21 protein-coding genes are annotated in these 24,525 nt (G+C 63.7%); 6 read left to right on the top strand and 15 right to left on the bottom strand.

Annotation, left to right across the window (positions count from 1 at the left end; translation table 11 throughout):
• Window positions 1-91: 91 nt before the first annotated feature.
• Both aceK and NE850_RS30515 read right to left on the bottom strand, forming a co-directional pair.
• Window positions 92-1,921 (bottom strand): bifunctional isocitrate dehydrogenase kinase/phosphatase, encoded by a 1,830-nt coding sequence (aceK, locus tag NE850_RS30520; RefSeq protein ID WP_007179546.1) that lies wholly within the window; start codon window positions 1,919-1,921, stop codon window positions 92-94.
• A gap of 85 nt (window positions 1,922-2,006) precedes the next feature.
• Window positions 2,007-2,411: a MerR family DNA-binding transcriptional regulator gene (locus NE850_RS30515; RefSeq protein WP_310699804.1), complete on the bottom strand. Its 405-nt coding sequence runs from the start codon at window positions 2,409-2,411 to the stop codon at window positions 2,007-2,009.
• Window positions 2,412-2,609: 198 nt separating this feature from the next.
• Here NE850_RS30515 and NE850_RS30510 point away from each other — a divergent pair, with 198 nt between their 5' ends.
• Window positions 2,610-3,683, top strand: a complete 1,074-nt coding sequence (locus NE850_RS30510; protein WP_310699803.1) for an MBL fold metallo-hydrolase — start codon at window positions 2,610-2,612, stop codon at window positions 3,681-3,683.
• 77 nt (window positions 3,684-3,760) lie between these two features.
• Here the strand turns inward: NE850_RS30510 and NE850_RS30505 are convergent, their stop codons facing one another.
• From NE850_RS30505 to argS, 6 genes are all read right to left on the bottom strand, one after another.
• Window positions 3,761-5,347: an ABC transporter substrate-binding protein gene (locus tag NE850_RS30505; RefSeq protein WP_007179543.1), complete on the bottom strand. Its 1,587-nt coding sequence runs from the start codon at window positions 5,345-5,347 to the stop codon at window positions 3,761-3,763.
• Between the two features lie 258 nt (window positions 5,348-5,605).
• The gene (locus NE850_RS30500) at window positions 5,606-6,424 is read right to left on the bottom strand and encodes a cobalamin-binding protein (protein WP_310699802.1); all 819 of its coding nucleotides are present in this window, start codon (window positions 6,422-6,424) and stop codon (window positions 5,606-5,608) included.
• A 3-nt stretch (window positions 6,425-6,427) separates the two neighbouring features.
• Window positions 6,428-7,207: an SDR family oxidoreductase gene (locus NE850_RS30495; RefSeq protein WP_007179541.1), complete on the bottom strand. Its 780-nt coding sequence runs from the start codon at window positions 7,205-7,207 to the stop codon at window positions 6,428-6,430.
• 15 nt (window positions 7,208-7,222) lie between these two features.
• On the bottom strand, window positions 7,223-7,861 hold the full coding sequence (locus NE850_RS30490) for a thiol:disulfide interchange protein DsbA/DsbL (RefSeq protein ID WP_035518424.1): 639 nt from the start codon (window positions 7,859-7,861) through the stop codon (window positions 7,223-7,225).
• Between the two features lie 171 nt (window positions 7,862-8,032).
• Window positions 8,033-8,848 carry an SPOR domain-containing protein gene (locus NE850_RS30485; RefSeq protein WP_007179539.1) on the bottom strand — a complete coding sequence of 272 codons (816 nt, stop codon included), beginning with the start codon at window positions 8,846-8,848 and terminating at the stop codon, window positions 8,033-8,035.
• Between the two features lie 61 nt (window positions 8,849-8,909).
• Complete coding sequence (argS, locus tag NE850_RS30480) at window positions 8,910-10,700, bottom strand: arginine--tRNA ligase (RefSeq protein ID WP_007179538.1); 1,791 nt, start codon at window positions 10,698-10,700, stop codon at window positions 8,910-8,912.
• A gap of 455 nt (window positions 10,701-11,155) precedes the next feature.
• Here argS and NE850_RS30475 point away from each other — a divergent pair, with 455 nt between their 5' ends.
• Window positions 11,156-11,482 carry a DUF1840 domain-containing protein gene (locus tag NE850_RS30475; RefSeq protein ID WP_007179537.1) on the top strand — a complete coding sequence of 109 codons (327 nt, stop codon included), beginning with the start codon at window positions 11,156-11,158 and terminating at the stop codon, window positions 11,480-11,482.
• A 122-nt stretch (window positions 11,483-11,604) separates the two neighbouring features.
• Here the strand turns inward: NE850_RS30475 and NE850_RS30470 are convergent, their stop codons facing one another.
• From NE850_RS30470 to NE850_RS30440, 7 genes are all read right to left on the bottom strand, one after another.
• On the bottom strand, window positions 11,605-11,814 hold the full coding sequence (locus NE850_RS30470; RefSeq protein WP_165184330.1) for an acid-shock protein: 210 nt from the start codon (window positions 11,812-11,814) through the stop codon (window positions 11,605-11,607).
• Window positions 11,815-11,980: 166 nt separating this feature from the next.
• Entirely contained in the window at window positions 11,981-14,698 is a 2,718-nt protein-coding gene (gene metH / locus NE850_RS30465; protein WP_007179535.1) for a methionine synthase, read from the bottom strand.
• An 82-nt stretch (window positions 14,699-14,780) separates the two neighbouring features.
• Window positions 14,781-15,851: a homocysteine S-methyltransferase family protein gene (locus NE850_RS30460; RefSeq protein WP_165184333.1), complete on the bottom strand. Its 1,071-nt coding sequence runs from the start codon at window positions 15,849-15,851 to the stop codon at window positions 14,781-14,783.
• Window positions 15,852-16,146: 295 nt separating this feature from the next.
• Complete coding sequence (locus tag NE850_RS30455; RefSeq protein ID WP_007179533.1) at window positions 16,147-16,404, bottom strand: DUF3567 domain-containing protein; 258 nt, start codon at window positions 16,402-16,404, stop codon at window positions 16,147-16,149.
• Window positions 16,405-16,522: 118 nt separating this feature from the next.
• Window positions 16,523-17,311: an alpha/beta fold hydrolase gene (locus tag NE850_RS30450; protein WP_007179532.1), complete on the bottom strand. Its 789-nt coding sequence runs from the start codon at window positions 17,309-17,311 to the stop codon at window positions 16,523-16,525.
• A 183-nt stretch (window positions 17,312-17,494) separates the two neighbouring features.
• On the bottom strand, window positions 17,495-18,778 hold the full coding sequence (locus NE850_RS30445; RefSeq protein WP_007179531.1) for a DUF3108 domain-containing protein: 1,284 nt from the start codon (window positions 18,776-18,778) through the stop codon (window positions 17,495-17,497).
• Between the two features lie 274 nt (window positions 18,779-19,052).
• Complete coding sequence (locus NE850_RS30440) at window positions 19,053-19,952, bottom strand: IclR family transcriptional regulator (RefSeq protein WP_310699801.1); 900 nt, start codon at window positions 19,950-19,952, stop codon at window positions 19,053-19,055.
• 141 nt (window positions 19,953-20,093) lie between these two features.
• Between NE850_RS30440 and NE850_RS30435 the strand changes: the two genes are divergently transcribed.
• The 4 genes from NE850_RS30435 (at window position 20,094) to NE850_RS30420 (ending at window position 24,522) form a co-directional block, all read left to right on the top strand.
• Window positions 20,094-21,077, top strand: coding sequence for a fumarylacetoacetate hydrolase family protein (locus NE850_RS30435; protein ID WP_007179529.1), 984 nt, complete (start codon window positions 20,094-20,096; stop codon window positions 21,075-21,077).
• A gap of 245 nt (window positions 21,078-21,322) precedes the next feature.
• Window positions 21,323-22,555 carry an ABC transporter substrate-binding protein gene (locus NE850_RS30430; protein ID WP_310699800.1) on the top strand — a complete coding sequence of 411 codons (1,233 nt, stop codon included), beginning with the start codon at window positions 21,323-21,325 and terminating at the stop codon, window positions 22,553-22,555.
• A gap of 166 nt (window positions 22,556-22,721) precedes the next feature.
• On the top strand, window positions 22,722-23,609 hold the full coding sequence (locus tag NE850_RS30425) for an enoyl-CoA hydratase/isomerase family protein (protein WP_007179527.1): 888 nt from the start codon (window positions 22,722-22,724) through the stop codon (window positions 23,607-23,609).
• Between the two features lie 82 nt (window positions 23,610-23,691).
• Window positions 23,692-24,522, top strand: a complete 831-nt coding sequence (locus tag NE850_RS30420; RefSeq protein WP_310699799.1) for a PhaM family polyhydroxyalkanoate granule multifunctional regulatory protein — start codon at window positions 23,692-23,694, stop codon at window positions 24,520-24,522.
• The last annotated feature ends 3 nt before the right edge of the window (window positions 24,523-24,525 follow it).

Raw genomic sequence — 24,525 nt, 5'->3', positions numbered from 1 at the left:
GCGTCTGAGTGGTTGCTCGACCGCTTGACCGGTCGATGTCGTTACATAAGATTAGGACGAGGCATTCAACGCTGCGAGCAGCGTATGAGTCTCATGCCGCCCGCACGCTGCGCCCGGCATCCGGCGCGGTCGATGCAGCGCCGGCGGCGTCGGCAAAGCGCTCCGGATAGCGCATGCAGAAGCGCACGCTGCCGTCGTACGGGAAAAAGTCGGCCAGTTCGCCTTTCAATAGATGATCCTTGTGCCGTTGCCATAGCGCAGGATCGAAGAAGTCCGCGTGATGCCGCATGAAGGAACGGCGCACGCGTGGGTCGCCGAGCAGAAACGTGCCGTACGTCTCCGGGAAAATGTCGTGCGGGCCGACCGAGTACCACGGCTCGCCGGACATTTCGTCTTCCTCGTTGCGTGGCGCCGGCACCGCGCGCACGTTGCAGTCGGTCAGATATTCGATTTCATCGTAGTCGTAGAACACCACGCGGCCGTGACGCGTGACGCCGAAGTTCTTGTACAGCATGTCGCCCGGAAAGATGTTCGCCTGCATCAATTCCTTGATGGCATTGCCGTATTCCTTGATGCCGTGTTCGACGTCCTCGTCGTTGCCGTTCTGCAGGAACAGATTCAGCGGCACCATGCGGCGCTCAATGTACATATGGCGAATCACCAGGCTGTCGCCGTCGTGTTCGATCAGCGACGGCACTTCTTTTTCGAGTTCACGCACCAGCGCTTCGTCGAGCCGCGAGACCGGCAACGCGACGCTCGAATATTCGAGCGTGTCGGCCATGCGGCCCAGGCGGTCGTGCCGTTTGACGAGCTGATACTTTTCCTTGATCTGCGCGCGCGTGGTTTCCTTCGGCGGCGGGAAGCTGTCTTTGATCAGCTTGAACACGTACGGAAACGACGGCAGCGTGAACACCAGCATCACGAGCCCCTTGATGCCGGGCGCAATGATGAACTGATCGCTCGAATGCGACAGGTGATGCAGCAGGTCGCGATAGAACAGATTCTTGCCCTGCTTCTGCAAGCCCACCGACGTGTAGATTTCCGCTTTCGGTTTGCCCTGCATGATGGTGCCGAGAAATTCGACGTAAGCGGACGGCACTTCCATATCCACCAGGAAGTACGAATGCGAGAAGCTGAAAATGATCAGCAACTGGTCGCGCTTGAGCAGCACCGTGTCGAGCGCGAGCACGCCCGGCTTCACATGACGCAGCGGCACCGCGAACGGCATCAGCAGATCGCCGTTGATGATCCGCCCAATGATATACGCCGACTTGTTCCGGTAGAACAGCGACGAGAGCACGTGAATCTGGAAGTTGGGCGCTTCGTCGAATACGCCGAACGCGTCCTGAATTGCCTGCATCACGCAGCCGACGTCGCGTGTCAGGTCTTCAAACGGCGGCTCCAGCTGGAAGTTCGTGACAATGCGTTCGAGCGTTGCCGCGAGCCCATCCTTGCCGGGATAGTACGCACGGTAGGTCGGCTTCGCGGCCGGTTCGTCGTTCTCGATGTACTCGGTCGAGATGGCCGGGCGCACGAAAATGAAATCGTTGTTGAAGTACGAGCGGTGCAGGATCTTGCAGCACACCGAATTGAAAAACGTCTCCGCGCATTCGGGCTGGCGGTGCGTGGTCAAAAGGCCGATGTAGTGCAGCTTGATCTGCTGCCACACTTCGTCGTCGATATTTTCCGCGTCGTATTCGTCTTCGAGCAGTTCGACGCATTCCTCGACGCGCTCGTCGTACGAGGTAATGCGATCGCGCGCGAGTTTTTGCAGACCGTGCCAGTCGGACTGCTCAAAGAGCGTCTTGGCGTGGATCGCGGCGTCGCGAAAAATCCGGTAATGCCGGTCGAATCCTTCGAGCATCGTCTGTGCGACGTCAAAGCCGATTTGCGACGACAGCAGTTTGGGGAAGTGATTCATGTCGACCGTGCATTCGTCTCATGTCGTGAAGACACCCGTGATTGTATCGCCCGGGTGGGCCCGCGACGCGTCGCGCCGCCAATGTTCATGCCGGCCTGGCTTCGCGTGTGCCGGTCTCCAGCAGCGCGCGCGCCTGGGTTTCGTATTGCGCGAGGTCTTCGAGTGTCGCGTTCAGGTCTTCCAGTTGACGCTCCAGCACTTCGCGATGACGCGCCACCGTGGCGAGGAATGCGTGCAATTGCGGCACCGTGTCCGTCGGCGACTCGTACACGTCCAGCAGATCGCGAATCTCCGACAGCGTGAAGCCGAGCCGCTTGCCGCGCAACGTGAGCTTCAGGCGCGTTCGGTCGTGGCCCGAATAGACGCGCCGCAAGCCGCTCGATCCTTCACGGCTCGGTGAGAGTAAACCCTGATCTTCGTAGAAGCGGATCGCGCGCGGCGTGACGTCGAATTCCCGCGCGAGCTCGGTGATCGTGTATTGCGTGTTCATCGGGGCATTCCGTGGCCAGGCAGAAAATCGGATTGAACGATAGAATCAACGTTTACGTTATCGTCAACTTGAGTTGAACGCAACCAGGCGCGGTACGGCCGCAGTACGGCACCAGCACACCGCAACCACGCCGCAATCACGCCAACCGGCATCGCACACCTCGCCATGCCGGACGGCCGACGGAGGAAGACACCCACAATGAATGCACTCGAACACCAACTCGACTACCCGTTCAACGACGCCTTGCCGGACCCGGGTCACGCAATGGAAGTCGCGCCAGGCGTGTTCTGGCTGCGCATGCCGCTGCCGTTCGCGCTGGATCACATCAACCTCTGGCTGCTGCGCGACGAAATCGACGGCCAGCAGGGCTGGACAGTGGTGGACTGCGGCATTGCTTCGGACACGATCAGGGAGAACTGGGAGAAGGTGTTCGACTCGGCGCTCGACGGCCTGCCGGTGCGGCGCGTGATCGTCACGCATTGCCATCCCGATCACATCGGACTTGCGCACTGGATCTGCACGGGCGGCGACAAAAAGCGCTGGGACGTGCGGCTGTGGACAACGCTCGGCGAATACATGCAGGCCCGCGTGATGGCGGCCGGCGAAGGCTCGAATGCGGGCGGCGAGGGCGCTGCGCGGCACTTCGCGCGGCATGGTGTGACGGACGAGGAATCGCTCGAAAAACTGCGCAGTCGCAAGAGCTATTACTCGAGTCTCGTGCCGGAGATTCCGGGCCAGTATCGCCGCCTGCGGGAAGCGGACGGTGTGAAGATCGGCGGCAAGACGTGGCGCGTGGTGACCGGTTTCGGCCATTCGCCGGAACACTGCGCGTTGTTCTGCGAAGAGACCGGCGTGCTGATCTCCGGCGACATGGTGCTGCCGCGCATTTCGACCAATGTGTCGGTGTTCGATATGGAACCGGAGGGCTCACCGCTCGCGCTGTATCTGGAGTCACTCGGCCGCTACGAGACGATGCCGGAAGATACGCTCGTGCTGCCGTCGCATGGCAAGCCGTTTCGCGGCGTGCGCACGCGTATCCGGCAATTGCGCGAGCATCACGACGCGCGTCTGGCGGAAGTGCGCGAAGCGTGCGCGGAGAAACCGCAGAGCGCGGCGGATATCGTGCCGCTCATGTTCAAGCGCCAGCTCGACATTCATCAGATGACGTTCGCTATGGGCGAAGCTTTGGCGCACCTGCATTTGCTGTGGCTTGCGGGCGAGTTGAAGCGTAAGCAGGATGCGGATGGCGTGATACGGTTTTGGCCTGCGTGATCGCGGGTGGTGCGCAGATAAAAAGCCCGGTGCTGACGCAACCGGGCTTTTTCTTGCACGTTCAAACGCAGAAACGATTACTGCACCGATACCGTCCCGAAGTTCTGCCGTCCAAACGGACTCACGTGATAGCCGCTCACGTTCGTTCGCGTGATCGCAGCCGCAGTCGGATATCCCAGCGGAATCCACAACGCCTGATCGTGAATGACCTGCTGCGCCTGTTCATACGCTTTCGCGCGCTTTGACTGATCCGGCGTCGCCTTGCCGTCCGCAATCAGCTTGTCGAGATCCTGATCGCAGAAACGCGCGAAGTTAATGCCCGACTTGACCGCGTTGCAGCTGAACAGCGGCGAGAGGTAGTTGTCGGGGTCGCCGTTGTCGCCCGCCCAGCCCATGAATAGCGAGTCATGCTGGCCTTGCTTGGCCTCCTTGATCAACTCGCCCCACTCGATCACCTTCACCTCGGCCTTCACGCCGATCTTCGCGAAGTCGGCTTGCAGCAGTTCCGCGCCGGCCTTCGGATTCGGATTCAGCACGCTGCCGTTCGGGCGCACCCAGATGGTCGTTTCGAAGCCGTTCGGATAGCCCGCGTCGGCGAGTAGTTTCTTCGCCTTTGCCGGGTCGTACGGCCACGCCTTCACGGACTTGTTGTAGCTCCACGTGTTCGGCGGATACGGGTTCACGGCCGGCGTCGCCGTGTTGTCGAACACGGTCTTCAGATACGTGGTGCGGTCGAACGCCATGTTCAGTGCCGCGCGCACCTTCTGGTTGTCGAGCGGCTTCTTCTGCGTGTTCAACGCGACGAACGCCGTCATGAAGGCGGGCGTCTGCACAATGGCGAGCGACTTGTCGCTTTTCGCTTCGGCAAGATCCTGCGGCTTCGGCGACAAGGCGATCTGGCATTCGCCTGCTTTCACCTTTTGCGCCCGCACCGTGGCGTCCGGCGTGATCGCATAGATCAGGCGGTCGATCTTCGGCTTTGGACCCCAGTAGGTCGGGTTCACGTCGTAGCGGATTACGGCGTCTTTCGTATAGCTCTTCAGTTCGAACGGACCCGTGCCGATCGGCTTCGAATTCAGGTCGGCCTGCTTGCCGGCCTTGAGCAACTGGTCGGCGTATTCAGCCGAATAGATCGAGGCGAAACCCATTGTGAGGATCGACACGAAGGTTGCGTCCGGCGCGTTCAGTTCGAACTTGACGGTGTTGTCGTCGACCTTGCTGATGGATTTGATGAGCTTCGGCAGGCCCATCGACTGCGCATGCGGGAAGCCGCTCGCGCCCGCCACCTTGTGCCACGGATTGCTGTCGTCGAGCATGCGCTCGAACGTGAAGACGACGTCGTCGGCGGTAAGCGGGCGGGTGGGCTTGAAGTAGTCCGTGCTCTGGAACTGCACGTTGGGGCGCAGGTGGAACGTGTACGTGAGGCCGTCGGCACTCACGTCCCACTTGTCGGCCAGCGCGGGCACCACTTTCTTCGCGGCCTCGTCGTACGAGACCAGCGAGTTGAAGATCACGTCGGCCGATGCATTGGTCGTGACGAGCGAATTGAACTGCACGACATCGAAGCCGTCAGGGCTCGACTCGGTACAGACGGTCAGCGGTTTGGCGAGCACGAGCGCGGGCGCCGTGAACAGTACGGCGGCTGCGAGCAGTTTGAAGCGCATAGGATCTCCCATAACGAGCGCAGTCAGGCAGTGCGTCTGGTTGTGTGGTTATGTTCCGTTGACGAGAAATGGGCGGCTGTCCGGCGTAGCCGCCTTCTTTATTGTGATACGTTTCCGGCGCTGGCGCAGGGTTGAGGGAACCGCCTACGCGCGCGTCGGCCTTCGCGAAAGCTTATCGAAGGGTGGTTGCGCCGACAACAACATAATCCGCATATTCATATGGAAGGGTTGGCCGGCCTCGCGGCGCGGAGCCTGCGTTCATGCCGCCGCGGCGCGCCGCAGCAGGTACGCGATGCCTTCGATCGCACGCACGCCGTACCACGACACCATTTCCCCATCGATCAACTCGATGCGCTTGCCGGCCAGCCGCGCATCGCGTTTCAGTGTGTCGCAATGGGTCTGCGTAAAGCGATACGGCTCGCTGGAGAGCAGGACGCGCTCGACATGGGCGAGCCACGGCGCGCTGTCGAAGTCGAGCGTCGGGTAACGTCCGGCGCCTGCCGCACCGCCTTGCACGTCAGGCAGCGTGTGCCAGTTGACGAGCCGCAGCATCGCGGAGATATAAGTATCGCGCGCCACGGTCATCCAGGGCTCGCGCCAGATCAGATACAGCACGTTTTGCGGCGTGAACGCATGCGCGGCCGCCTCGTGCAGACGGGCTTCGAGCGCTTCGCTCAGACGCTCCGCTTCCCGCGCGCGATCGAAGATCGCGCCCAGTAGCGTGTAGAGCGCCAGATTGTCCCGTGGTGTCTGCGGATGAGTCACGACGATATGCGGCACGAACCCGCGCAATTGCTCGACGGTATCACGCTCGTTTTCGTCGATATTGACGATCAGATGGGTGGGGCGCAACGCACGAATAGCATCGAGATGCACGGCCTTGGTGCCGCCGACCTTGCGGACTTGAGGCACCTTGTCATGGGGATGCACGCAGAAACCCGTGCGGCCGACAATCTGCCGGTCCAGACCGAGCGCGAACAGCAGTTCGGTGATGCTCGGCACCAGCGAGACGATACGTGCTGCGGATCCTGCTGGTTCGTGCGCGACGCCGGCTGCATCGACCGCACCCGGTTGCATGGCTTACTCGGCCTCGGCGGCGGTGCGCGGCTTGCGCGGCGCGCGCTCGAACGCACGGTCATAGAGCCAGCGCGGCAGCACATGCAGCAGCATGGCCACGATGCGCATCTGCCAGGGGAACACCGCGAAGGCCGTTTGACGCTCGATTGCCTGCGCCACCTTCACGGCGAAACGGTCGGCATCCATCAGGAACGGCATGGTGTACGGGTTGTGCTCGGTCATGGGCGTGCGGATATAGCCGGGCGCAATGGTGACCACGCCGACGCCGTGCGGCCGCATTTCAACGCGCAACGCTTCCAGATACTTGAGCGCCGCCGATTTCGACGCGCTGTACGCGCCGGAGCCCGGCAAGCCGCGCACGCCGGCGACGCTGGCGATCCCCACCAGCGTCCCGTGTCTCGCGGCGCTCATGGCGGCGGCGAACGGCTCGAACGTGGCGACCATGCCGAAGTAATTGATATCCATCACTTCGCGGAAGGTGCGCAGATCGCCGTGGCCGGTGACCGCACCGCGGCTGATGCCGGCGTTGGCGATCACGACGTCCGGCAGGCCGTGCTGCGCGATGAATTGCGCGGCCGCCTCGGCGAGCGCTTCGGCGTCGCGAACGTCGACGGAATAGATCGAGACGGTATTCTGCGGATGGGACTGCTGGAAGGCGGCGAGGGCTTCGCCACGGCGGGCAACGAGGCCGAGAATCGCGCCGCGCCGCGCATATTCGGCGGCGAGCGCGAGGCCAATGCCGCTCGAGGCGCCGGTAATGAAAACCTTCAGCGGTGAACTCATTCCGGCGCTCGGGCTTTACATCTTCTTGGCGCGGACTTGCGCGACCAGGTAATCCAGCACCTGGATCGTGCCCGGCAGGCTGTTGGTGGCGGCGGGGCCGGTTTCATACTTGCCTTGGACTGCCAGCGTCGGCACGCCGTCGATCTTGTAGTCTTCCAGCAGTTTCTTGTCTTTCTGCAGCGCGCTTTGCGTGGAGAACGAGTTGTACGCGTCCATGTACTTCTTCGGATCGACGCCGTTCTTCGCGAGGAATTTGGCCTGATCTTCCGGCGTCAGCAGGTAGTTCTTGTTGACGTGGATTTCATTGAAGACCTTCGGCGTGAGTTGCGTGGCGAGGCCGAGCGCGTCGAGCGCGTGGTACATCCTGGAATGCGGAATGAAGTCGTCGCGGAAGGCGACCGGCACGCGCTTGAACACCACGTCCGGAGCCTGCTTCTTCACCCACGCTTCGAGGTACGGGTTGAATTCGTTGCAGTGCGGGCAGCCGTACCAGAAGAATTCGGTGACTTCGATCTTGCCGGCGGGCACGTCGGTCGGCTGCGCCGTGGGCAGCACGGTGTAGTCCTTGCCCGACACCGGCGCGGCGGGCGAAGCGTGCGCCGTGGCGGCAACGAGCCCTAGCGAGAGGAACAGAATGCTCAGCAGTTTTTTCATGTTGTGTTGACCCAGGTAGGCGTAAAGCAGTGGCGCCACGCAAATGCCCGCCACCGTCTTCAAGATTCGGCGTTGGACGGTTTCAGCCGTCCGTCGTGCTTGTGACACGCGCCGCGCGCCGATAGTTCGGCGGCGGCGCGTCCCGGCAAATCACCGTTTGTTTCTTTTTGCTTATTGTTTCGTGAAGCGGATCACCGCGGTATCCACGCCCGCGTCGGACAGACGCTGGCGGCTCGAATTCATGTCTTCGAACTTCGAGAACGGCCCGATACGCACGCGGTAGTACGTGACGCCGCCGGCATCGCGCTGCGTGACCTTCGATTCGAAGCCCTGGAAGGCGAGACGCGCGCGCTGCTGTTCGGCGTCTGCCGCGGTCTTGTACGCGCCGACTTGCAGGAAGTAGCCGGTGTTCGCGTCGCCCGCTGCCGGCGCCGCACCCGAACCGGGCCTGGCGTTGGCGGCGGTGGACGAACCACCCTTAGGCGCCGCGCCCGCCGCGGTGGCGGCCGGTGCGCTTGCGGCTTGTGGCTTCTTCACCGGTGCGGCGGCCGTGCCGTTGCCGTTGTCCTGCGCGGGCTTCGGCGCGACCGCCGTGCCGTTCGCGTTGCCGGCGTTGCCGTTGGCGGGCGGCACTTCGACGATCTGGGGCTCTTCCAGCATGCCCGACTGCGTTTGCGCGTTGGTCTGGCCCGGCGCGGTGTTCGGCGGCGCCGGCTGCGCGGCTTGCGGCACCGGCTGACCCGGCGTCTTGCCTTGCAGCGGACGGTTCGGGTCGTACTGCGGCTGGCTCGCGCCGGAATCGGACGCCGCGGGCGGCGCCACCTTCGAGACGAATGGCGTGGGCGCACGGGTGATATACAGCGCCACCACTACCGCGATCGCAAGGCCGACGATCAGGCCCAGCACGATGCCGAGAAAAGTCCCCCCGGTTTGTTTCGATTGCTTTGTTGTGCGGCGTGGTTTTGCCATCGTATGAATCACCTGCAAAAAGAATCCTGGAACGGCCGTCGATTATAACGACGGCCGCATGCATGTTGCGCCGGAGGACTTACATCTTGACGGGAGCGGAGACGCCGATCGTCGCGAGGCCGTTGGCCAGCACCTGACGCGTGGCCGCGAGCAGCGCCACGCGTGCATTGCGCTCGGCCGCATCGTCGACCAGCACGCGCTCGGCTTTGTCATTGTAGAACGAGTGGAATTCCCCGGCGAGGTCGCGCAGATAGAATGCGACCGCGTGCGGCGCGAGTTCGTCGGCGGCATGTTGCAGCATGTCCGGGAATTCGGCGAGCTTGTTCAGCAGGGCCATCGCGCGTTCGCTGGTGAGCGGCGTGACGTCCACGTCCGCCAGCGTGCTTTCGTCCGTGTTGTAGCGCGCCTTGCACTCGGCGATCACCGAGCAGATTCGCGCGTGCGCGTACTGCACGTAATGCACCGGATTCTCGTCGTTCTGTTTCAGCGCGAGGTCGATGTCGAACACGAACTCCGTGTCCGCCTTGCGCGAGGTCAGGAAAAAGCGCACGGCGTCGCGGCCGCGGCGAATCGTTTCCTCGTCGATCAGATCGACATCGACTTCCGAGCCCGGCGTCGCGCCGCCCGACCATTCGATCAGGTCGCGCACCGTCACGTAGCTGCCGGCGCGCTTGGAGATTTTCACCTCTTCGCCGTTGCGCATGACCGTGACCATTTTGTGAAGAATGTAGTCGGGATAGCCCTTCGGAATGCCGATGCCGAGACCTTGCAGGCCGGCGCGCACCCGCGCGATCGTGCCGTGGTGGTCCGAACCCTGAATGTTGATGACCTTGGTGAAGCCGCGCTCCCACTTGGCGACGTGATAGGCGACGTCCGGCACGAAGTACGTATAGGTGCCGTCGGTCTTGCGCATCACGCGGTCCTTGTCGTCGCCGTCGTCGGTGGTGCGCAGCCACAGCGCGCCTTCCTGCTCGTAGGTCTTGCCGGCGGCGATCAGCGCCGCGACAGTCTTCTCGACACGGCCTTCCTTGTACAGCGACGATTCCAGGTAGTACTGGTCGAACTTCACGCCGAACGCCTGCAAGTCCATGTCCTGCTCGCGGCGCAGATACGCCACGGCGAAACGGCGGATCGCTTCGAGATCTTCGACGTCGCGCGCGCCGGTGACCGGCTCGCCGTCGCTCGCCGCCACGGTGACGCCGTTCAGATAGTCTTTCGCGATGTCGGCGATGTACTCGCCGTTGTACGCCGAAGCCGGCCAGCCTTCGTCGCCGGGGGCGAGGCCGCGGGCGCGCGCCTGAGTGGACAGGGCGAGCGTCTGGATCTGCACGCCGGCGTCGTTGTAGTAGAACTCGCGGTGCACGTCCCAGCCCTGGCTGGCCAGCACATTCGAGAGCGCGTCGCCGAGCGCGGCCTGGCGGCCGTGGCCGACGTGCAGCGGGCCGGTTGGGTTGGCCGAGACGAACTCGATCAGCACATGCTTGCCGGCGTCGCGTTGCGAGCGGCCGAAGCGCTCTTTTTCAGCGAACACGGCGGCGATCACCGCCTGCTTGGCAGCGGCGGTGAGGCGCAGGTTGATGAAGCCGGGGCCGGCCACTTCGGCGGCTTCGACGAGGTCCCGGGCTCCCGGTTGCGCGAGCAGCGCGTCGACGATCTGTTGCGCCAGCTGGCGCGGATTGGCGCGCAGCGGTTTGGCGAGTTGCATCGCCACATTGCATGCGACGTCGCCGTGCGCGGCGACCTTCGGGCGCTCCAGCGTGATGGTGGGCGAGACGAACGCGGCTTCGGTCGCGCCTTGCGAAGCAAGCGCGACCTGCTTCACCGTGTCGGCGAGCAGTGTTTCGAGGGTATGTTTATGTGCAGGCAGCATGCTTGTTGCGAGTCCAGTGAGGCAATCCGGTGATGCGGAAGAGGCGCCGGCCGCGCGAGGCCGACCGGTTCGTCAGAAGCGTGGAAAGCGGCACGCAACCGCTACGGCGTATCCGGCGCGCCGGTTGCGCTGAGTGCGACAGCAGGCACGTTGTCTGCGGCACGCCAGACGCAGTGCGCGGCGCCCTGCCGTGGCGTTCATTGCCGCGGCTGACAGCGGTATGACGCGGGGCGCGGCCAACCGGCCCAGCCATGCTACTTGTGCTTCGCCGCGTGCGGCGCATTGCGGCACGCTTTTCCGTCCAGACGGATTTTAGCAGGTGCTAATATGTTCAATGAGATGCCCAGCAAGGGCCGTGGCCGCCACGCCTGATCGGCGAGCCAACGTAACGCGCGCTGGCGGCTGTCTTTGAGCCGCTCGCGCGCCAGTCCAACATAACGAAAAAGGGAACAGTCATGCTGATTACTTTCAAATGCCGCGCCTGCCCGGACGTGATGATGCTGGAAAATCTTGCGCAGTTTCTGGTCGGCATCGTCGGCAAGCGGCTGGGTGAACGCGGTGTCATCACTCACGACGAACTGAGCCCGGCCATCGAGAAACTCGAAGCAGCAATTTCCGTCGACAAACAGGAACGTGCCGAACACGACGGCCATTTCCACGAAGGAGAAGACGGCCACGAGCATCATGAGATTCCGCCGGGCCTCGCGCAGCGCGCGTATCCGTTCCTCGACATGTTGCGCGCGGCGCAGAAGGAAAACGCGGATATCGTCTGGGGTCTCTGATTCCGGGTTGGCCTGCCGGTGGCGCCCGGCGGTCCGAACCTTGACACACCAATGACAAAGAGCCCGCTCGTGCGGGCTCTTTGTCATTCAGAGATTCGAACCGGCTGGCGTTGCCGTGCTGCTTACTGGCTGGCGGCGTCCGCCGGAGCGGCTGCGGGAGCCGACGCACCTTTCTTCACTTTCTTCTTCTTCGGCTTCTTGACGTGTTTCACCGTGGGCGGCGAATACGAGCTGACCGAACTGGAGCCGCCAGGGGCGGCGGTCTGGGCCAGCGCCACCGAGGCGCCCAAGGCAAGCGAAACAGCGGTCAACAACAGCGTCAGCTTCTTCATACGATTTTCTCCGTTGACGATTGCAATTAATGAGCCGACGCGTTTTGGCCGCGTCTGGCGGGGTCAAGCCGCCTCAGTCTACAAAGACGAAAATTACGTTGCCGCAAATATTCAGTCTTTCTGGCCCGATATAGTGGGTTTCCCGCCACGCCTCGCCGCCCGGTGCTTACAGCAAAGGCGCCAGGGCCCGCTCCGCGTCCGTTTTCGACAGTGACATGCGCCTCGCGTAGTCTTCCAACTGGTCCTGGCCGATCTTGCCGACCGAGAAATAGGTGCTGTCCGGATGCGCCAGATAGAAGCCGGAGACGCTCGCTGCCGGCAGCATGGCCAGCGATTCGGTCACGCTCATGCCGATTTCGGTGGCATGCAGCACGTTGAACATATCGCGCTTCACCAGGTGATCCGGGCAGGCCGGATAGCCGGGCGCCGGGCGGATGCCGCGGTACTTTTCCGCGATCAGTTCTTCGTTGGAGAGCGTTTCGGTATTTGCATAACCCCACAGGTCGCGCCGCACGCGCGCGTGCAGTGCTTCGGCGAAGGCTTCGGCGAAACGGTCGGCGAGCGCCTTCAGCATGATTGCGCTGTAGTCGTCGTGGTCCTTTTCGAACTGCTTTTCCTTCACGTCGACGCCGAGTCCCGCCGTCACCGCGAACATGCCGATGTAGTCGGCCACGCCCGAGTCTTTCGGCGCGATGAAGTCGGCGAGCGACCGGTTCGGCCGCATCACGCCGTCCACCACCGGACGCACGCTTTGCTGGCGCAGATTGCGCCAGGTGAGCGCCACTTCCGAACGCGATTCGTCCGTGTAGATTTCGATGTCGTCGTCGTTCACCGTGTTGGCCGGCAGCAGCGCGATCACGCCGTTCGCCTGCAGCCAGCGGCCCTGGATCAGGCGCGCGAGCATCGACTTGCCGTCCGAGAACACGCGCCGCGCCGATTCGCCGACAATCTCGTCGTTCAGAATGGCCGGATAGGGGCCTGCCAGATCCCACGTCTGGAAGAACGGACCCCAGTCGATATAGGTCGCCAGCTCGGCCAGATCGAAGTTCCTGAACACGCGGCGGCCGATGAACTTCGGCTTGACCGGCTGATAGCTCGCCCAATCGACCTTGGTCTTGTTGGCGCGGGCTTCGGCCAGTGTGACCATAGGCAGCGCTTTCTTGTTGGCGTGCTGGTCGCGGATCCGGTCGTAATCCGACTTGAGTTCGTCGAGGTACTTCGCCGCGCCCTCGTCGGACAGCAGGCTCGAAGCGACGGAAACCGAACGCGACGCGTCCGGCACGTAGACCACCGGCCCTTCGTAATGCGGCGCGATCTTCACTGCGGTGTGCACGCGCGAGGTGGTGGCGCCGCCGATCAGCAGCGGAATCTTCTTGATGCGGAAGTAATCGTCGCGCTGCATTTCCGACGCGACGTACGCCATCTCTTCGAGGCTCGGCGTGATCAACCCGGAGAGCCCGATGATGTCCGCGCCTTCGACCTTCGCCTTCGCGAGAATGTCGTTGCAGGAGACCATCACGCCCATGTTGACCACTTCGAAGTTATTGCACTGAAGCACCACCGAAACAATGTTCTTGCCGATATCGTGCACGTCGCCCTTCACCGTGGCGATGACGATCTTGCCCTTCGCGCGCACGTCGGCGCCGGCTTCGGCGAGCTGCTTTTTCTCTTCCTCGATGTACGGAATCAGATGCGCGACGGCCTGCTTCATGACGCGCGCCGACTTCACCACTTGCGGCAGGAACATCTTGCCCTGACCGAACAGGTCGCCGACGATGTTCATGCCGTCCATCAACGGGCCTTCGATCACATTGATCGGACGGCCGCCTTCGGCGGCGATCTTCGCACGCACTTCCTCGGTGTCTTCGACGATGAAGTTGGTGATGCCATGCACGAGCGCATGCGACAAGCGTTTCTCGACCGGCTGGTTGCGCCACTCCAGATTCTCTTCCTTCTTCGCGGCGCCGGTCTTGAACTTGTCGGCGATTTCGAGCAGCCGGTCGGTGCCGTCTTCACGGCGGTTCAGCACGACGTCTTCCACGCGTTCGCGCAACTCCGGATCGAGGTCGGCATACACGCCGAGCTGGCCCGCGTTGACGATGCCCATGTCCATGCCCGCCTGGATCGCGTGGTAGAGGAACACGGTGTGGATCGCTTCGCGCACCGGATCATTGCCGCGGAACGAGAACGACACGTTCGACACGCCGCCGCTCACCTTCGCGTACGGCAGGTTCTGCTTGATCCAGCGCGTGGCGTTGATGAAGTCGACCGCGTAGTTGTTGTGCTCTTCGATACCGGTTGCGATCGCGAAGATGTTCGGATCGAAGATGATGTCTTCCGGCGGGAAGCCGACTTCGTTGACGAGGAAGTCATACGAGCGCTTGCAGATCTGCGTCTTGCGTTCGAACGTGTCGGCCTGGCCCTGTTCGTCGAAGGCCATCACCACGGCGGCCGCGCCGTAGCGGCGAATCAGGTTGGCGTGGTGGCGGAACGCTTCTTCGCCTTCCTTCAGCGAGATCGAGTTGACGATCGCCTTGCCTTGCACGCACTTCAGACCCGCTTCGATCACTTCCCATTTCGACGAGTCGATCATGATCGGCACGCGCGCGATATCCGGTTCCGATGCGATCAGATTCATGAAGCGCACCATCGCCGCTTTTGAATCGAGCATCGCCTCGTCCATGTTGACGTCGATGATCTGCGCGCCGTTTTCGACCTGCTGGCGCGCGACCGCGATCGCTTCGTCGAACTGGTCGTTCAGGATCATTCGCGCAAACGCCTTCGAACCGGTCACGTTGGTGCGCTCACCCACGTTGATGAAGAGCGTCCCGGACGTGACGTTGAACGGTTCGAGGCCGGAAAGGCGCAAGGTGTGATCGGTCATGGCGTATGTGCTCGATTGCTGCGATTAAGTGCGTCGTGTTCGATAGCGGACATGCGGCGGCGGCTCAGAGGCGCTGCTGGGCTCAGGCTGCGGCGCGGTATTGCGTCGGCCATTGGCGCGGCTTGACTTCGGCCAGCGCCTGCGCAATCGCCGCAATATGCTCAGGCGTCGTGCCACAGCAGCCGCCGGCTATATTCACAAGACCGGCCTGTGCGAATTCCTTCAGCAAACCAGAGGTATCCGCAGGCAGTTCGTCAAAGCCCGTATCGCTCATAGGATTCGGCAAGCCGGCGTTCGGGTAGCACGACACATACGTGTCGCAGAGCTTGGCCAGTTCGGCGATATATGGGCGCATCAAAGCCGCCCCCAGCGCGCAGTTCAAACCGAACGTGAGCGGCTTGGCGTGCCGCAGCGAGTTCCAGAAGGCTTCGACTGTCTGGCCCGACAGAATGCGGCCCGAAGCGTCGGTGACGGTGCCTGAGATCATGATCGGCAGACGCTCGCCGGTGTCTTCGAACAGTTCGTCAACTGCAAACAGCGCCGCCTTCGCATTGAGCGTGTCGAAAATCGTCTCCACGAGGAACAGATCGACGCCGCCGTCGAGCAACGCCTTGGCCTGCTCGTAGTAGGCCGCGCGCAGTTCGTCGAATGTCACGTTGCGCGCGCCCGGATCGTTCACGTCGGGGGAAATGCTCGCGGTCTTCGGCGTCGGTCCGATCGCGCCGGCGACGAAGCGCGGCTTGTCGGGCGTCGAATACTTGTCGCACGCGGCGCGCGCCAGTTTCGCCGACTCGAGATTCATCTCGACGGCGAGCGCTTCCATGCCGTAGTCCGCCTGGGCGACCGTGGTCGCGCCGAACGTGTTGGTTTCGATGATGTCCGCGCCCGCCGCCAGATACTGCTCGTGGATCTCGCTGATGATCTGCGGCTGCGTGATGGACAGCAACTCGTTGTTGCCTTTGATGTCGCGCTCGTAGTCCTTGAAGCGCTCACCTCGATAGCGGGCTTCGTCGAGCTTGTAGCGCTGGATCATCGTGCCCATTGCGCCGTCCAGGATCAGGATGCGCGACTTGAGCAGCGCGGGCAGCGCCGCGCCGCGCGTGTAGGCGGCGTCGGGACGGACTGGCGTGGCGGTTTGGGCGGGCTGGTTCATGGCGGACGAGGGCTTGCGCCGGCTTTTTCGGGAAACCTGTCATTGTAGCCGCTGCCGGACGAAACCGCCCGGCGCGCGGGCCGGGCGACTGTCCTGGATGTGCGGGCGCGCTGCATGGGAAAGGACGGGAAAATAGCGAAGCGGCGTCACAAAGAAAACGGCCCAGCGAGGCAAAAGCCTGCTGGGCCGCTTCACAATTGCCGACCGACTTGTAAAAGCCGCCGGGTTGCCCGCTAAGGGGGCCTGACGGCGCGGCCGATGTATGTCGCCAAAAACGTTAAGTCAAACCCTTCGCTTAGTGAAGAATCACAGGTTGATGCATCAGGCTGTCGAACTGACCGAGGAATTCGTCCACTTCGTCCAACGACGGTTCCTCTTCGATCAGCTTCTGCACGTGCTCGCGAAAACGCGCCGCCATTGCTCCGTCGATATAGATCTCGCGTTGCATGTTCTTGTCGACGATCTCATAACCCCCTGACTTCATGGCCAGAGGACCTTCCTGCGGCGGAAACTCGACGACACAATAATTGGGGCTGTTGTAGATCATTTGCATGGCGACACTCCTTATTTCCGTTGGCTCCTGGCCAGTCCTGCACCGTAGGTGGAGCGTATGGTTTGGAATTCAAGGGGTGGGTCCGGATTGATGCTTGTAAAAGTTCCGAACCTACCGGTTAGACCGGCCTTTCAAGAAACGTTTCAAGCAGTGCAGCAAAACGGTGAGATTGCTCGACGGGGGCGAGATGAGCGGCATCCAGCAGTTCGAAACGTGCGCCTTCGATGGCGTCTGCGATCGCCTGCGTAGCAGCAGGCGGCGTGCCCGTGTCGTGGCGGCCCGCCACGGTCAATGCTGGGCATCGGATTGTTGCCAGCTTACTGCGTACGTCGAAATCGCGCAGGGCTTCGCACACTTTGGCGTAGCCTTCTGACAACGTCTGCATCAATACGTCGCGGATTGGCTCGACGGCTTCGGGGTGCGCGGTCTGAAAGTCGGGCGTCAGCCAGCGGTTCAATGTCGCGGGCACGAGCGGCGCCATACCGTCGCGGCGGGCCGCCGCAGCACGCTGATCCCAGGTGGCGCGGGCTTCAGGCAGCGTGACGGCGCCGCTGTCGGCGATCGTCAAGGTGTCGACGCGCGTGGGGTGATCGAGCGCGAATTGCTGCGCGACCATGCCGCCCATCGACATGCCGACCAGGTGCGTACGGGGTGCATCGAGCGCGTCGAGCAGCGCGGCGAGATCGTGCGACAGATCGGCGACGCTGAAGGACTCGCCGGATATCGCGGTCTTGCCGTGGCCGCGCAGGTCGTAGCGCAATACGGTGTAGTCGTCGCGGAAATAGCCGGCGAGCTGGTCCCAAACGGACAGATCGCCACCAAGCTGGTGGACGAATGTCAGCCACGGGCCGCCGCCCTCGTTGCTCAGCACATAGCGCGTCTCGATGCCGTTGATGTTCACTTGCATGCGGGCTCCTTTGAAGAGGAACGCAGTGGAAGGGACCATTCGCGCACGCCGTGACCCTGCCGGACTGCACGGCTGATCGTATATACGCAGCGCCGACGCGAACGGTTGCAGTAATGTGTTGCGAGTGCGCGTTGGCGCGGAAGTTTCGCCGATCTGATCGAGACCCCGCCCGGAGTGTGGCTTTCAGGGCTTGATGATGCCAGGCGTATCGGCGGGGCTGGTCGAATCGACTGGTGAAGAGGGCGCGGCACCGGGCGTAACTGCCGGTGAGGCCGAAGGAGACGATCCGCTCGAATTGTCAGGGGACGCCGCGCCGGCATCGCCGTTACTGTCCGGCGGGCTGCCGGCGTTCCCGGCATTGAGCTTGCCACGCCACACCAGTTCGAATTGCGTGCCGTTCGGTTCCGTCTGAACGATGCGCGCGGGCAGCCAGCCGAGCGACGGCGCGAGCCACACGTCGATGCGGCGCAAGTCGCCGTCACGGCGGGGCAGGCGCTTGAAATGGCGCGTATCGAGGAAACCCCGGTCCGTGCGGATGGTTTCGTCGCCGATCGTCTCGACCGGCCAGTTTTCGCCGCTATCGTTATCGACCACGAAGAACTGCCGCGTCACGCCGGGCTTGTAGGCGGCCGGGTCGCCGCGCACGAGGCTGGCCAACTGCATCACCATGCTGAAGCGGTCCTGCGCGCCGTCGGGCAACGGCAGTGCGGCCGGGGTGCGCGTAAAGGCGATTTTCCTGTCGGTGCGATTGAAGATCGCGATGTCTTCCGCGCGGCGGCCGCGCTTTTCGATGTACTGGTCCGGCGCGAGGCCGAATGCGTCGATACGGCCGTGGCTCGAATATACGAATGCGCCGACAAAAGGCAGCGGCACCGAGACGACCATCTCATAGCTTTGCGCGCTGCTGGTCCAGTGGATCGTGCCGGGTTGATTGCGCACGCCGTTGTAGAACGTGTCGTATTGCAGTTCGCCGGATGGCGGGATGGAGAACTTCACGCCGGGCGACGCCTGCGGCGCACTTGCGGCCGTGGGCGCGCCAGCCGTGCTCGCGGCGGCGTTGGGAGCCGCATTGGGGCTCGCTGCGTCCGGCGCGCTCGCCACGGCGTCCGATGCTGCGGCAGGCGCCGCCGGCGCGGCTTGCCTGGCCGGTTGCAGCGCCGTCAACACATGTTCGCGCGGCTTGCGCGCCACGGCCCGGCGCGCGGGCGCCGGTTCCGGCGTGGGTGACGCGGCGGCGGCCGGTTTGCGTTCGACACGTTCCGGCGTCAGCAATGCGACCTGCACGGGCACACGCTCGTCGTCCGAGGGATTGAGCGTTGCGCGATTGCGCTCGACCCATTGCGCGGCAATCCAGTGCAACACGGCCACGATCAGCAGCACCGCGATCCAGCGCCCCGCGCGCAAACCGGTGCGCCGCCCGCCGGGCGGCGTGCGATCGGAACGGCGGGCGGCGGGAGCGGAGGACATCGGCAAATGAATGTGTGGGCAAGGACAGCGTCGGGTTTGAATGCCAGCGGATGTGGGCTGCGGCGATTGGCAAAGAGGCGCGAGGCTTGATCTGCGAGGCCGGTTGCGAACCGGTTCGACCGTACTGTCGCAAGCGATGTTCCGCGTCGATGAAAAGAGAAAGAGAAAGGCCGCACGCGCGATGCGCCGCCGCGCCACGCCTTCGATGCTTTCCACCCGGCTCGTCAGCCTTTCGCGTCAGAGCCGGCGACCGCACCGCGCCCACCGTGCGCTATCACACCTGTTCGTCACGTGGCGCCGCACTATACCCCAGCTCGTACGAGAGCTTTTGCGCGCATTCGCGCAACGCCGTATCGATCTCGCCACCCCAGCGAATATCGAACGCGCCTTCATGACCGAGCGCGACGAGGCCGAGCGCCAGTTCGCCGGTCGAGTCGAACACCGGCATGGAGAACGCGTGTATGGTCGGCAGCAACATGCCTTCCACGCGCGCCGCCTGGTGCTCGCGCACTTGCGCGAGCACCCGTTCGACTTCGTCCCGCGTGCGTGGGGCGCCCGTCTGCGACGAGCGGCGCGAATCGGCCAGTTCGCGTTCAAGCATGGCGGCGGTCTTGCTCGGCGGCAGATACGCGGCGAACAGCAGGCCGGTGGCGGAACTGAGCAGGGGCATTACATCGCCGAGTTTCAGCGACGCTTTTGCCGGATAGCTCGATTCCATCCAGTGCACCATGGTCGGCCCCTGGTTGCCCCATACCGCGATGCCCACCGTGAGATCGAGCCGGTCGCGCAACTCGGACAGCGCGATGCGCGCGAGCTTGACGCCGTCCACGCGAGCAAGCCGCGCAAGTCCCAGTTGCAGGGCAAAACCGCCCAGTTCGTAGCGGCCCGACAGGGCGTCTTGCGAGACCACGCCGAGACGCAGAAAACTCACCAGATAACGGTGCGCTTTTGCCGGGCTCATGCCGGCGCGCTGGGCGAGATCGCGCAGCATCATGGCGCGCGGTTCGCGGGTCAGGACGTCGAGCAATCTGAAGCCGACTTCGATGGACTGGATGCCCGAACGCAGCTTTTCCTCGCCGGTCTCGACGCTTTCGTCGTCGGATTCGGGCGTGTCGAGCGGTTCAGTGGCGTCGGCGTCGGTGCGGATCGCGCCGGAGCGGGCAATTGGAGGCATGAGCAAGGCGCATGGAGCGCATTCAAAGGTGACGCATTTAAAGGTGATACCTGGATGAGGCAGGCGCGGGCACTTGGGCCGTGTCGATTCACCATCGTAGAATAGATTCCCTCTATCGTCACTAACACGGTTCGCTCATCTATGAAACTTGCCACGCTGAAGGACGGCACGCGCGACGGTCAGCTGATCGTCGTGTCCCGCGACCTGCACACCGCGGCCATCGCCGACGCGATCGCGCCCACGTTGCAGCGCGTGCTCGACGACTGGGCCTTCTACGCGCCGCAACTGCACGACCTGTACGACGCGCTCAATCAGGGCCGCGCGCGCAACACCTTCGCTTTCGACGCCAGGGAGTGCATGGCGCCGCTGCCGCGCGCGTTCCAGTGGGCCGACGGCTCGTCGTATGTGAACCATGTCGAACTGGTGCGGCGCGCGCGCGGCGCGGAAATGCCGCCGGAGTTCTGGACCGATCCGTTGATGTATCAAGGCGGCAGCGACGACTTCATCGGACCGAAGGACGACGTGCTGTGCGCGTCCGAAGCATTCGGCATCGACTTCGAAGCGGAAGTCGCGGTGATCACCACCGACGTGCCGATGGGCGTCACGCCCGACCAGGCGCTCAGGAGCGTGCGTCTGATCACGCTGGTCAACGACGTCTCGCTGCGCAATCTGATCCCGGCCGAACTCGCGAAAGGCTTCGGCTTTTTCCAGAGCAAGCCGGCCACGTCGTTCGCGCCGGTCGCGGTGACGCCCGACGAACTCGGCGAACACTGGCGCGACGGCCGCGTGCACCGGCCGATGATCGTCCACTGGAACAATAAGAAAGTCGGCCAGCCGGACGCCGGCACCGACATGGTGTTCCACTTCGGCCAGTTGATCGCGCACGCGGCGAAGACGCGCAACCTGCGCGCGGGCGCGATCGTGGGTTCGGGCACGGTGTCGAACAAGGACGCCAAGCGCGGCTATTGCTGTATCGCCGAGAAGCGCTGCCTCGAAACCATCGAGCACGGCGCGCCGCAAACCGAGTTCATGAAGTACGGCGACACGGTGAAGATCGAAATGTTCGACGAGGCGGGCAAGTCGATTTTCGGTTCGATCGACCAGGGCATCGCACCGCTGGACTGACGCACCGCGATCGCGCCGAACGCGGCGCCCCGGTCGAACCCAGCGCGTGCCGGATTCGAAAGGGTTTCGCCCGATACCGCGACGAGTGCGCGCGGCTACACTGACTGGCGCGGCGGCATACCCCGGGGCTGGCTGCGGGTTCATCGCAGGAGTGCCGCGAAGCAGCGTATGAATGGCACGTGAGCCGCGCACGAGCGAGTCCATCGGCAACACATCAAAAACGAAAACCGACGTGAGGAGACAGCATGCTGCAAATCGAATCCCTTAAGCCTGGAACCGGGCGCGCCCGCGCGTCGAATCTGCGTGTGAATCATTCACGTGACCGGATCGCGCGTCGGGCCGTGGCGTTATGCGCGGCGCTCGCCAGCCTATTGCCCGGCATTGCGCTGGCGCAGGTGAAAATCGGCCTCGTGCTGTCGCTGACCGGGCCGGCCGCGTCGCTCGGCATTCCCGCGCGCGACACGGTCGCGCTGCTGCCCAGGCAGATCGGTGGGCAGAGCGTCGAATACATCGTGCTCGACGACGCGTCCGATACCACGCAGGCCGTGCAGGACACCAAGAAGCTGATCTCCGAGAATCACGTCGACGCGATCATCGGTTCGTCGATCACGCCGAATTCGCTGGCGATGATCGACGTGGTCGCCGAAGGTGAAACGCCGATGATCTCGCTGGCGTCGTCGGCAAAGATCATCGAGCCCGTGGATGCGAAACGCCGCTGGGTCTTCAAGACGCCACAAACCGACGCGATGATGGCGTCGGCGATCGCCGAACACGCCAGCTTGCACGGCGTCAAAACCATCGCGTTCATCGGCCAGGCCGACGCGCTCGGCGAAACCTTCTACACCGAGGTCGCGAAGTTCGCGCAACTGCATCACATCAATATGGTGGCGAGCGAGCGCTTTAATCGCACCGATCCGAGCGTAACCGGCCAGGTTCTCAAGATTCTGGCGACGCATCCCGACGCGGTGGTGGTCGGCGCGGCCGGCACGCCCGCCGCACTGCCGCCGAAGACGCTCCGGGAACGCGGCTACAAAGGGCTGATCTATCACAATCACGGGGTCGGCAATAACGACTTTCTGCGCGTGTGCGGCGCCGATTGCAACGGCACCTTCCTGCCGGCGAGTCCGGTGCTGGTCGCCGCGCAATTGCCGGCGGATCATCCGGCCAAGCGCCTCGCGCTCGATTACATCGCGCGCTTCGAAGCGGTGCGCGGCGCGGGCAGCGTCTCGGCGTTCGGCTCGTACACGTGGGACGCGGGCATGCTACTCGGCCATGCCGTGCCGGTCGCGCTGAAGGCGGCTGCGCCGGGCACGCCGGAGTTTCGCCGCGCATTGCGCGACGCGCTCGAGTCGACGCGAGGTCTTGCCGATACCAACGGCGTCGTCAACATGAGTGCCACGGATCATCTCGGGCTCGATCAACGGGCGCGTGTGATGGTCGAAATCAGGAATGCGAAGTGGGTTTATCAGCCGCGCTGAATGAAAGGGCGCATGCGCTTCTCGGGAAAACGCCGGGCTGTTTCAGGTTTTCTCGCTCCGCAGAAAGCCCTTTGGGGGCTTAGCGAAGCTCCGGGTCTGCAGGCGCTCCCGATGAACGCAGCCCGGTCCAACAGACACACCGACACCGACATACGGATTGCTGATCATGTCTCAGACACCACACGGTAACAACGCGTTTTACGCGCACTATCAATCGCTCCAGTTGCATCGCCATCCGCACGGCGTGCTCGAAGTCGTGATGAACGGCGAGGGCGCCAACAAAAGCGGACTCGCCACGGCCAACGCGCGCATGCACTTCGAGCTCGCCGAAATCTGGCGCGACATCGACCGCGATCCCGACACGCGTGTCGCGATCATTCGCGGTGAAGGCAAAGGATTTTCGGCCGGCGGCGACCTGCAACTCGTCGAAGACATGGCGACCGATTTCGACGTGCGCGCGCGCGTCTGGCGCGAGGCGCGCGATCTGGTCTACAACGTGATCAATTGCAGCAAGCCGATCGTATCGGCCATGCACGGGCCGGCGGTGGGCGCGGGGCTCGTCGCGGGCCTGCTCGCCGACATCTCGATCGCGGCGAAGACGGCGCGCATTATCGACGGTCATACGCGTCTGGGCGTGGCCGCGGGCGATCACGCGGCGATCGTCTGGCCGCTCCTGTGCGGCATGGCGAAGGCCAAGTATTACCTGATGCTGTGCGAGCCGGTGAGCGGCGAAGAGGCGGAGCGCATTGGGCTCGTGTCGCTGGCCGTCGACGAAAACGATCTGCTGCCCAAGGCTTTCGAGGTCGCGCAGAAGCTGGCCAGCGGCTCGCAAACGGCGATTCGCTGGACCAAATACGCGTTGAACAACTGGCTGCGTTCGGCGGGGCCGGCGTTCGACACGTCGCTCGCACTGGAATTCATGGGTTTTGCCGGGCCGGATGTACGCGAAGGCGTGAACTCGCTGCGCGAGCGCCGCGCGCCGGATTTCGGCGGCGCCGACCCGTGGCGCGGGCAGCCGTCCGGCGGCGGCGCAGCGGGCGGCGAGCCCTCGTGATGCTACCTCCCGCGCGGTATGATCGAATCAGACGCGCGCACAACGGCGCCCCTTTCTCACCTTATGCAGCGAGGCGACAAGCATGACTACTCCTGACACCACGCCGCCTTTCCCCGGGTTTCCCGGTTTTCCGCCCGCCGAAATGCTCGAGCGCATGTGGGGCATGATGCGCATGTCGCCGTTCGGCTCGGCTTTCTCCGGCGCGCAACCGAGCGGCGGCCTCGGACCCTCGCTCTCGATGATGTCCGACATGATGGCGCCGCTCACGAATGTCGAAGAACTCGACAAGCGCATTACCGACATGCGCGCGGTCGAACAATGGCTCAAGCTGAATCTGAGCATGTTGCAGTCCGCGATTCAGGCGCTCGAAGTGCAACGCGCGACCCTCGCGACATTGCGGGCGTTCGGCGCCTTCGCACAGTCGTCGATGGCGCAGCCCACGGCGGCATCCGCAGCGCCGAGTCCCGCGCCGGCGACGGGCTGGCCGCATCCGGCGGCGCCGACACCGGCGGCGGCCGCTTCGGCGAGCGCCGGATCATCGGCCGAAGAGCCATCCGGCGACGAAGAGCAAGCGCCCGCAACGCCGCCATTCGACGCGTCCGCGTGGTGGAATCTGCTGCAATCCCAGTTCAACCAGATCGCCCAGTTTGCGATGACGCAGCCGGCGGCTGCGGCGGGCAGCCCGGCAACGGATTCCACGCCAGGTGACGAGGCGGCTTCGGCATCCGCCGGCGAGCCGACGGGCGATGCGCGGCGGGCGCCCGCGCAAGGCTCAGAGCACACAGCCACGCGGCCGGCAGCGAAACGGGCATCGACTTCGGCGAAGCGTGCGAGCGGCACAACCAGCACGAGCAGCACGAGCAGCACGAGCAGCACGAGCGCCAGCCCGAAAGCCACGAAAAAACCTGTCTGAAGC

It is taken from the genome of Paraburkholderia sp. USG1 (genome assembly GCF_031570135.1).
In the GTDB taxonomy this organism is placed as follows: Bacteria; Pseudomonadota; Gammaproteobacteria; order Burkholderiales; family Burkholderiaceae; genus Paraburkholderia; species Paraburkholderia dioscoreae.
The sequence above is the reverse complement of the archived record's forward strand: the minus strand, read 5'-3'. Positions and strand labels throughout refer to the sequence as shown.